This window comes from Bacteroides cellulosilyticus DSM 14838 (assembly GCF_000158035.1).
Lineage (GTDB): Bacteria > Bacteroidota > Bacteroidia > Bacteroidales > Bacteroidaceae > Bacteroides > Bacteroides cellulosilyticus.
Window position 1 is genome coordinate 1,197,619 of record NZ_EQ973491.1, and the last position, 10,271, is coordinate 1,207,889.

Below are 10,271 nucleotides of genomic sequence, written 5' to 3' on the forward strand. Positions count from 1 at the left end.
GGTTATAAACCGTTCCATTCCTTTCGTATAGTACGTTTGAAGTTCTCCATTCCCATCCGTATAAATGAAGCACGCATCAATATCCGGATGAGCATTGGCAAAACGTTCCGCTTCTTCCAATCCCATTACCATGAATGCAGTGGCATAAGCATCAGCGCTCATACAGTCTTTGGCTACTACAGTGGCAGATAAGATATTGTGTTGTACGGGATATCCTGTTCTTGGGTCTATGGTATGTGCATATTTCTTTCCATCTCTGTAATAGAAGTTGCGATAATTGCCTGAAGTTGCAATGCCTACATCCGTTACATTCAGTACTGTTTGTAACTCCTGATTAATGGACAGTGAATCATCAACCGGCTTATTGATTCCAATGCGCCATAGTTCTTTCTTGGGATTTTCTCCCCGTGCTACGATCTCTCCGCCTATATCTACCATGAAATTCGTGATGCCTTTCTTTGCAAGAAACTGTGCTATTACATCCACTGCATATCCCTTGGCTACTGCACTACATGATAGCATCATGCGCTCATCCTGTTTCACTACTTTGCCTTCTTCTGACAGAACCACTTTCGTATATCCTGTAATTTCCAGCAGGCTGTCTATCATAGCGGAGTCAGGAAATGCGCCTTTCTTGAAACCAAACCCCCAGGCATTGGCCAGTGGAGCAACCGTAATATCGAATGCACCATTCGTTTCTTTGGATATTTCCATACTACGACGGAATACATTTGTAAAGAAGGTATCTGGTACAATATCCTCATTCCGGTTGATTCGTGTAATTGTGGCCGTATCATTGAAGGGAGATAGCGAACCGTCAAATCTCTTCAATTCTTCATCGATTTCAGCTTTCAGATCATCGTCATATTGATAAGTTATATTATAAACTGTGCCGAATATCAGTCCGTTGACTGTATAATAAGGTTGCGTACGGTTATGACGTGCAAGTATCCAAATTGTTCCCAATACAAGCAGGGCAATCCATAAGAAATTTCTCTGTACTTTCTTTTCCATAAGCGAAATTTAACTGAAGAACAAATGTTCTATTAATATTTTTGTGCCGATGATAATCAGGATAATACCTCCCCAGAGTTCTGCCCGCAACTTTCGTGCAATGCCGCAACCAAAACGGATACCGAACAGTAATCCGATGAGGGACATAATGAAAGATACGAAACCGATGATAGAAATGGGTGCCAGTATTTCCGAGAAATCCCGCATCCCCAGAAATGCAAATGAGACACCAATGGCCAGTGCATCTATACTGGTTGCAACGGCTAATGCGAGCACTACTTTCAGACTTTTCGGGTCATACTCTTTTTTGCAATCTTCGTCTTTGAAAGACTCTCTGACCATGCGTCCGCCTAGGAAAGCAAGGATGATGAACGCGATCCAATGATCCAGACTTTCTATTAGGTGGCTGAACGTGCTGGCACCTATCCATCCGAGGAGTGGCATGATAGCTTGGAATAATCCAAAGAAAAAAGCCATGGTCAGCATGGGCCGCCACAGCGTACGTTTCAGAAGAATACCACTGGCTATGGAGATTGCGAAACAGTCCATCGCGAGTCCCACAGCAAGAAGCCAAATCTCTAATCCGTTCATAGTTTAATAGGGTAGTTTATATGTGATTGTATAGGTTACGCCCATGGTGTTAGAGCCATATTTGCCGAATCCGGGTACATACCACGGATCACCGTATTCTCCGGTTGATGAACTTGTACGGAATTTGAAGCGCAATCCCCAGCCCATGTAGAACTGTTTCCAGATATGTGCGCGTATGCCAACGCAGAATTCAAACCATTGCATTGAACCTTTCATTCCTTTATGGTTGAATGGTACGCTTCCTCCCCAGATACCATCCATTTGATTGGGGTTTCCGATACTTCCGTCAAAAATGGGATCAGTCACAGGGAGAGTTGTTATATCATACTTGAAACTACTCATTGCATAACGTAAACCGACAAACAGGAAATTATCGAATTTCTTCTTATAAAGAGCGTTGTAGTTCATACCGATACGGAAATAAGGTGCATTACTTTTGTAATTCGTTCCGTTATCATTCCATGCGTCGGTGCTGCCATATCCAAGTTCCACTATCGGGAAGAAACGGTTTTTAAGGTTGACGTCGACAGCTACTTCCGAGCTTAAGAAATCACCTCCCAGAACTTTGCTTCCGATTCCCCACAGGTCTACACTGACAGTCACGCCATTGTATAGCGGGAAGACATTCTCATCCGCTTCTTTCTTTTCCTCCTTCTTGGGTGGATTGGAAGCGGGAGGCCGGTTGCTGTTCTGTGCCTGTACCGGAAGCCCTGTCAGCAAGAAAAATGCCAGACTAAGGCTGAGGATAAAAGAGCTTAAGATTTTCCGTTCCATAAATGCTTACTTCTTTTTCTTGAATATATATGGAGTCAAGTAGATAGCGACTGTACGCTCCGCCTGTGATGCTTTGTTTCATCTGATAGCCGCAATCCATTGACAGGAAATAGGGCGTATTCTTTTGATAGATAATAATAGTGTCTTTTTTAATCTTGGGATCTTTGCTATAGTGAAATATCAATACGGTAGAATCTGCTGTATAGCGCAGAGGCAATGATAGCGAATGTACTCTTTTCTGATTGTTAAGAATGATGGAGTCCGTATCGAAAGCTGTAATAGTCAGTGAGTCGAGGGTATCGTTGAGCACTCTTTTACTTTCCCTGTCCACCGTATATAGATAACATTCCATCATCGGACGTGCATTCATGGAGCAATCTTCTTCTTCCGAACAAGAAGAAACGATACTGATGATGGGATAAGCAATCAGACAAAGCAATATCAGTTTTACTAATTTTTTCATAGTCTATATTGTTTTTTCTATTTGATATTTATTTCGTTCAGGAGCGTTACGCGAAATCAGTTCGCCAAGGAAGCCTGCAAGGAACAGTTGAGTTCCGATGATCATGGCAGTCAGCGACAAGTAGAAGTAGGGAGAGTCCGTAACCAGGCGGTAAGGCATTCCGTTATACATATTATACAGTTTCGTGATTCCTACAATAATCACTGAGATAAAGCCGAAGATGAACATCAGTGAACCGAGCAACCCGAAAAAATGCATGGGTTTTACTCCGAAGGCTGACAAGAACCAGAGTGAAATCAAATCCAGATATCCATTGAAGAAACGGTTTAAACCGCCGAACTTTGTCTTTCCGAATTTACGTGCCTGGTGCTGAACTACTTTTTCTCCGATCTTTTTGAAACCGGCATTTTTGGCGAGGTAGGGGATATAGCGGTGCATTTCTCCGTACACTTCGATGTTCTTCACCACATCCATTTTGTAGGCTTTCAATCCACAGTTAAAGTCGTGCAGGTTCTTGATGCCCGACACTTTACGAGCTGTTGCATTGAATATTTTTGTAGGAATGGTTTTTGAAAGTGGGTCGTAGCGTTTCTTTTTCCATCCGGATACCAGATCATAGCCGTCTTCCGTAATCATGCGGTACAGTTCGGGTATTTCGTCCGGGCTATCCTGCAAATCTGCATCCATGGTGATGACTACATCTCCCTGTGCCTTCTCAAAGCCACAGTACAATGCCGGCGATTTGCCATAGTTACGGCGGAACTTGATGCCATGCACGGTATCTGATTTTCGGCTTAGTTCTTCGATAATTTGCCAGGAACGGTCGGTACTTCCGTCATTTACGAAAATTACTTCGTATGAAAAACCATTGGCTTTCATTACCCGTTCAATCCATGCGTACAGTTCCGGAAGTGATTCTTCTTCATTATATAAAGGAACGACAACTGAAATATCCATCTTGTGATTTATGATTTATGAATTATGAATTAGGGTTGAAATCACATCTGCTTTTTTACTTTATCACTCATTTTAATGATTCATCTTTATCTTCCGCCTATATGCTCTGCCGGTGGGCGCTTCATGACAAACAAGGCGGTGGGGATAGCAAGTAATGATCCGTAGAATACATTCTGAGACATCAGTTGCATGGTGATATCTGTTGGAGATAGCGAACGCATCGCACTTATAATTTCTTTAAACTGCTCTACATAGGCATCCATCCCCGGTATGGTATGACTGGTCAGGCTGTTCAGTAAGCTTTCGTATGTGTTTAGCACAAACCCTTGATCAATAAAACGGAAATATACATAATGAGCTACCGCTGTAAGCAATGCGGCAAACATATACATAAATACAGTGAAAATCCACGCGTGAAGAAAACTGATGGCACCACCGCAAACTTGGTTACGGTACATTCGTACATAATAATACGCCATAAAAGGCACGCATAGAGTTAGTCCTGCAAAGAGGAAAAATAGGAACGGTGTAGTTAACCCTAAAGGAAATAAAATGAACTTCAAAATCCAAAATCCTCCCAGGTAAGTGCCGAATAACATGGCATATCGTTGTAAGTAACCTTTGTTCTCTGTCATCTTTCATTAGGAATAATGGCGCAAAGGTATAAATAATATTGTTTGTAACCCCCGTATTCTTGTTAAAGTTGAAAAAAGTTTGGGCAAAGTATTGCAGGTTTAATAAAAATGCATACCTTTGCACCCGCAAACGAAAATACGGGTAAGTCCTATACGGCCAGCTCCCTTCGAATCCTCCAGGGCTTGATCGCAGCAAAGGTAGTTGGTTGTAGCGGCGCGATATAGTAAGCTTACCCACCCGCCTCTTTAGCTCAGCTGGCCAGAGCACGTGATTTGTAATCTCGGGGTCGTTGGTTCGAATCCGACAAGAGGCTCAAAGAAAAGGAGATATGTTCTAACAAGAATGTATCTCTTTTTTATTTGTTTTTTACGAAAAAAGTAATAGCTTTGCTCTGTAAAACCTAATATTATGATACGAAAACAACCTTATACCTTCTATGTATTCTTCGTTTTTCTCTTTCTGATCCCTTTTGGTAAGGCGTTTGCCGGTTGGAACAACTTCATTGTAAACTTTGATAAAAGCCTTTATGGGAAAGGTCCCCAGACTTGGCAAATAGCTCCTTATGATGACCATTGGGTGTATTTTGCCAATAAAAACGGCATGGTGCAATTTGATGGTAATGTGTGGAAAGTATTTCCGTTAAATAACTTCTCGGATGTGCGTTCCGTATTGGCATCCACTATTCAGAAAAGAATTTATGCCGGTGGCATTAATGAATTTGGCTATTACGAACCGGCAGAAGACGGCGAACTGATTTACCACTGCATGTCCGATACGCTTGACAACTCTGTTCGTATGCTTGGCAATGTGTGGGGAATCCATGAGGCGGATAATATCCTTTATATACAAGGCGATGACCGTGTAGTGAAATATCTGAATGGAAAATATACCGCTATCGAAATGAATGCCAAGATCGACTGTTCCAATATGGTGAACGGTATCCTCTATATAGGTACCGATCGTGGTGTGTGGGTACTGGTCGGAAATACTTTCTTTCCATTGCAGGGTGCGGATTCCCTGGCTTCCAATCGCATCCGTGGAATCATTCCACATAAGGGTGGGGGAATTATCATCGTGACGGCGTATGACGGTCTGTTTTATTATAATGGCCGTACCATTGCTCCTTTTATTACCGGTGCAGAGGACTTTATGCGTGAGAACGAAGTTTTTTGTGTGGCTGCTCAAGATGATAAGATAGCTTTGGGAACTATTCATAAAGGCTTATTACTGATAGATTGCGCTACCATGGATGTGAAATACTTCAACGAGAATAACGGACTGCGTAATAATACGGTGCTTTCCGTAGCCTTCGACGGCCAGGGAAACTTGTGGGCGGGTTTGGATAGTGGTATTGATCATGTTTGTCTGAGCTCTCCTTTTACCAATTTGTATTCATATCCTTATTCTTACGGTACGGGCTATGCGGCGGCTGTTGAGAATGGCTATTTGTATCTGGGTACCAATCGGGGGCTTTATTATACTTCTTATCCGGTGAAGCTGAACGGTAGTTTACCGGATATTCATCCCGTTCCTCAATCCAGTGGTCAGGTGTGGAACCTGTGTAAAATTGGTGATGATCTGTTTTGTCTTCATGATCGTGGAATTTTTCAGATTAAAGGTACAAGTATACATAGAATCACGGATATTACGGGTGCCTGGTGCTGTCAAGAGGTTATGGGGCGACCCGATCGTATGTTTGTAGGGGTGTATAATGGCATTTATCTTTTGGAGAAGAAAGCGGGCGAATGGCATATGCTTTGTAAAATCGAAGGATTTGTTGACTCAAGCCGTTTGTTTGAGCAGGAGTCTGCCAGGATTCTATGGGTTCATAATTCCGGCATTATCACCCGTGTGGAGTTGAGTGAGGATTTAACCCGTCAGATCAGTGTAAAATCCTATGGTGTGGCAGAAGGCTTTCCGGTTGAGCGTGATATTTATGTAGCTAAAATAGAAGGCCGTGTTTATTTTGCCACTTCCCACGGTATTTATAAATATAATATTCACAAAGATATGATGGAGCCTTGCAACGATATGAATAATTTGTTGAATGGCACTGCTCCCTATACGCGTCTATTGGAATATCATGACTGGCTCATCAGTCTGAGCCCTTATGAAATCTGTATAGCTAACCTGGGGACTTATAAGAGGGGAGCCAATACCAGTATCAATTCCATTCCCCAATCTTTGCTTGAGTTGGTGCCGACGTATGCCATTGTTCCTTTATCGGATTCGCTTATGGTGATTCCGAATGAAGAGGGATTTGCCCTGTTCACGATTCCGGCGGTGAAGCACCGGCAAGATCTTGCCCATTCCGTATATATCCGGAATATGTATATTACCTATCCTAAAGATTCTTTGATATATACAGCTAATTTTCTAGGAAAGAAGCCGTCCCTCGCTATTAACTATACATCCAATTCGGTTCGGTTCGATTATAGTCTTTCTTTCTTGGCTTTTGGAGGAGATGATATTCGTTTTCAGTATCGTTTGAATGAAGGAGCATGGTCAGACTATACCACTGTGCATACCAAGGAATATAGTAATCTGTCCGAAGGTGATTATACTTTTGAAGTAAAAGCCATTTATCCGGACGGTACTACTTCATTGGATGAACTTTCTTTCCGTATTCTTCCGCCTTGGTATCGCAGTGTGCCCGCCTATGTCTTCTATTTCGTCCTTATGTTGTTGGGCGTCTGGTATATTTACCGCTGGGATGATGTACGTGTGAAACGGAAGAAGCAACAGGCAGTTGTGGAGAAAGATAAAGAATTGCATGAAATGGAGAAGGAGTTTGAGGCTGAAAAATCCCGGCGAGAGAAACAGATTATGCAATTGGAGAAAGAAAAGCTGGAGTACGACTTGCAGCATAAAAGCCAGGAGATGGCTAACCTGATGATAAACTTTGTCCGTAAAAACGAGATGTTGACGGAGATCAAATCGGAAATTTTCAAAGTGGCTTCCTCTCTGAAAGGGGAGGGCGCCCGTGAAGGTAAGCAACTCCTTCTGATTATAAATGGTAAAATTGACTCTAACATCCAAAGTGATGAAGTTCTGAAACGCATCGAAGATCAGTTCGATTTGATTCATAACAACTTTATGAAACGCCTTCATGCCCGTCATCCCGATCTCTCAGATAATGAGCGTATGATGTGTGCCTATCTGAAAATGAATCTTTCCACTAAAGAGATTGCTCCTTTGCTGAATATCTCTGTTCGTGGCGTTGAAACTATCCGCTACCGGTTGCGCAAAAAGTTTGGTTTGGAACGTGAGGATAGTTTGACGGATTATTTAAGTAATAAATTGTAGGTGGCGGGCATTTCTTTGTCTTCAGCCTTTATTCTCAGGCTCGTTTTTTCTCACAGTGAGTTTGTATCAACTTTTACTTGCACGCTTGCACTCATGTCTTGTATCTCCCTATTCATCGGCAATGCAGCGGTGGTGGCAGCAAATGAAAATAGAGTGCAGGTAAATTTGCTTGCACTAATAAAAATAAGCGTATGTTGCTGGCAATCTTGGTGTTGTAATCTATTTCCGTGCATGAGCCTACTGTTTCTAATCCTCTTGTATTTATGATTCTTCTCATCAAAAAGATGACGAATATGGCATTTTTTTGCGTAAACCGCTCATGTTCTCTTTCGTTTGCCGCCTGTCTCTTTAGTCAGTCACTTGTGTTTCTTTAGCTAACCGCTTGTGTTTCTTTAGTTAATGGCCTATGTTTCTTTAGTTAATAAACGATGTTTTAGATGTGACTACTATGCTGGATTACGTGCTTCACATATGTGGAGCACAATACCCACAGTTGTGAAGCACATGCTCTACAATTGTGGACAATGCAAAATAATCAATCCGAATGCGATGAGAATGCTATATAAGAACAAGCAAAAGGGTATCTGAATCCTAAGGAAGTGTATGATGAATCCTCTCTATGCAGGGCCCTCCTTGTTCCAACCCTGTGTTGGCGCTGTCCGGCTTGTGCCTGCTCCGTTCTATAACTTGGATAAATCTGAAACTTCTTTTTCATATCATTTTGTGTCGGTGTTTAAAGAAACGAAAATGAATATTTGCCTCTGTTCCTTTTTTCTTCTTTAAGTATTAAAAATAGGATATGATGCCGATTTTCTGGATAAATGGGCTTTTTCTTGTACTAAATAGATTCTGCTGTGATTAAATAATTACTTTTTAATTATGGTAAATTGCTTTTTTGAAAGCTTTTTATGTAAAACAAAAAGTGTAATATGACTACTACTGTATATTTTAAATAATTTACTAAAATGTCCGTTAGTTGTGATTTTTATCCTTTTTATTGGAAACATTTATTAAGAAAACCGATCTCCGCTATAACGGTTTTCCGTGATAATCCTCATGTGATGCCGACTAAATCTTACTATTTTCCGAAAATTTATTTGTTTTCCTATTGTTTGTTTCTATCTTATTTATATCTTTGTGGGCGAATACATCAATAAACGTTAAATAATGAACAGGGCAAACAAAAATGAAATTAATAAGTGTGCAGATGAAAATATTTGCATAAACAGGAGTTTTAATCTTTATGCTTGTTTGATAATATCTATATACTATATTCTATATATAGGGCGAAGAAAAAATCGATCATGGATTCCGATCCCGTATCCGGTATTACGCGGATATCCTTTCCCATAGGAAAATGTCATAGTTACAACAACAACAATATTTTACTAACACTAATTTTTAATAATTATGAAGAAGAAACTCATGATGGTAGCAGTGCTTCTGGGCGTTTTGTCGCTGGGAGCTTGCGTTGACGACAATGAAACGCAATCCGTTACGGATGTGCGCAATGCAAAGGCTGAGCAGTTGCAGGCGAGAGCCGACATGAACAATGCGGAGGCTGAAGCACAGAAGATTCAGGCAGATGCCGAAGCTGCTTTGATGACTGCAAAGGCAGAGGCGCAAAAAGCCGCGGCCGCTAAAGTGAATGCTGAAGCTGAAACAATCAAGAAACGGACGGAATTGGTTGAATTGCAGAAAGAAGCAGCCGGTTTGGAGAATGATGCCGCAAAAATCGAGAACAAGAGAAAGCAAGTGGAGCTGGAAACCGCATTGGCCAATCTGGAAGTGACTAAAAAACAGGCGGAAAAGGATTTGGCTGAACTTGCCGCCCGCATGGAGTTGATGGCGCAAAACAATCAGATTGAGCTGTTGAAGCTTCAGAAAAGATTGGCGAATGCTCAAAAAGCTTTGGTGGATTACAACAAACAACTCGCCGCCGCTGCCACGCAGGCCGAAAAAGATAAGTTGGAAGCAGAACAACGTAAGTTGAAAAGACTTTCCAATAAATATTTCGCTGCTGTACAGACATTGATTGAAGCCCAGAATACATTGGCTGATAGTAAAGCTGTATTGGTGGAATTGGAAAGCGGTCTGATATCCGATCAAGCTGCTAAGGAGAAAGCTATCGCGGAAAATAACAATACGATTGCGATGTATCAGATGCGTATTGCCAAGTATAAAGAATACACTAATTACAAAACTGATGAGGAAATCCTGACGTTGACAAACAAGGAAGAAGAATTGAGTAAACAACAGGATTTGCTGTTTGATGGTTATCTGGATTTGGCACTGGCTCTGAATAATGCTGAAGTGGATTTTAAAGCAAGAAACGAGGCTCAACAGGCTGTTTATGAGGATGCTTTCTACCGTTGGGCTTATAATGGGCGGATTACGGTGAAGGATAAAGAAGGGGAGGATGTTACTTATTATACTTACAATTATCCTTTGAATCAACTTAATAACGGTAACGTTAGTAACTATATGCCAAGCATAATAAAATCCGGATTTTATTATAAGGAATATGTTT

Annotated in this window: 7 protein-coding genes, 1 tRNA gene and 1 pseudogene; 3 read left to right on the top strand and 6 right to left on the bottom strand. The window is 41.4% G+C overall.

Features of this window, described 5'->3' with window-relative positions; translation table 11 throughout:
• The 6 genes from BACCELL_RS16880 to BACCELL_RS16905 all read right to left on the bottom strand — a co-directional run.
• Positions 1-1,014 (bottom strand): FAD:protein FMN transferase (locus BACCELL_RS16880; protein ID WP_007213159.1); only part of this gene is annotated, 1,014 nt, incomplete at its 3' end.
• A 9-nt stretch (positions 1,015-1,023) separates the two neighbouring features.
• Positions 1,024-1,605: a manganese efflux pump MntP gene (locus tag BACCELL_RS16885; RefSeq protein ID WP_007213160.1), complete on the bottom strand. Its 582-nt coding sequence runs from the start codon at positions 1,603-1,605 to the stop codon at positions 1,024-1,026.
• Between the two features lie 3 nt (positions 1,606-1,608).
• Positions 1,609-2,379 carry a DUF6048 family protein gene (locus BACCELL_RS16890; protein WP_007213161.1) on the bottom strand — a complete coding sequence of 257 codons (771 nt, stop codon included), beginning with the start codon at positions 2,377-2,379 and terminating at the stop codon, positions 1,609-1,611.
• Complete coding sequence (locus BACCELL_RS16895) at positions 2,339-2,842, bottom strand: DUF6452 family protein (protein ID WP_007213162.1); 504 nt, start codon at positions 2,840-2,842, stop codon at positions 2,339-2,341. Before BACCELL_RS16895 ends, BACCELL_RS16890 begins: the two co-directional genes overlap by 41 nt.
• A 3-nt stretch (positions 2,843-2,845) precedes the next feature.
• The gene (locus BACCELL_RS16900; protein WP_007213163.1) at positions 2,846-3,799 is read right to left on the bottom strand and encodes a glycosyltransferase family 2 protein; all 954 of its coding nucleotides are present in this window, start codon (positions 3,797-3,799) and stop codon (positions 2,846-2,848) included.
• An 86-nt stretch (positions 3,800-3,885) separates the two neighbouring features.
• Positions 3,886-4,434, bottom strand: a complete 549-nt coding sequence (locus BACCELL_RS16905) for a DUF4199 domain-containing protein (RefSeq protein ID WP_007213164.1) — start codon at positions 4,432-4,434, stop codon at positions 3,886-3,888.
• Between the two features lie 240 nt (positions 4,435-4,674).
• Between BACCELL_RS16905 and BACCELL_RS16910 the strand changes: the two genes are divergently transcribed.
• The 3 genes and pseudogenes from BACCELL_RS16910 to BACCELL_RS27460 all read left to right on the top strand — a co-directional run.
• A tRNA-Thr gene (locus BACCELL_RS16910) sits at positions 4,675-4,748 on the top strand.
• A 95-nt stretch (positions 4,749-4,843) separates the two neighbouring features.
• Positions 4,844-7,741: a triple tyrosine motif-containing protein gene (locus BACCELL_RS16915; RefSeq protein WP_007213165.1), complete on the top strand. Its 2,898-nt coding sequence runs from the start codon at positions 4,844-4,846 to the stop codon at positions 7,739-7,741.
• A 1,410-nt stretch (positions 7,742-9,151) separates the two neighbouring features.
• Positions 9,152-10,271 (top strand): annotated as a pseudogene (locus BACCELL_RS27460) (hypothetical protein); the annotation flags it as partial.

Coding starts and splice junctions, on each gene's coding strand:
- BACCELL_RS16895 (WP_007213162.1), bottom strand. CDS start 2,842: ATGAAAAAATTAGTAAAACTGATATTGCTTTGTCTGATTGCTTATCCC.
- BACCELL_RS16915 (WP_007213165.1), top strand. CDS start 4,844: ATGATACGAAAACAACCTTATACCTTCTATGTATTCTTCGTTTTTCTC.
- BACCELL_RS16905 (WP_007213164.1), bottom strand. CDS start 4,434: ATGACAGAGAACAAAGGTTACTTACAACGATATGCCATGTTATTCGGC.
- BACCELL_RS16900 (WP_007213163.1), bottom strand. CDS start 3,799: ATGGATATTTCAGTTGTCGTTCCTTTATATAATGAAGAAGAATCACTT.
- BACCELL_RS16885 (WP_007213160.1), bottom strand. CDS start 1,605: ATGAACGGATTAGAGATTTGGCTTCTTGCTGTGGGACTCGCGATGGAC.
- BACCELL_RS16890 (WP_007213161.1), bottom strand. CDS start 2,379: ATGGAACGGAAAATCTTAAGCTCTTTTATCCTCAGCCTTAGTCTGGCA.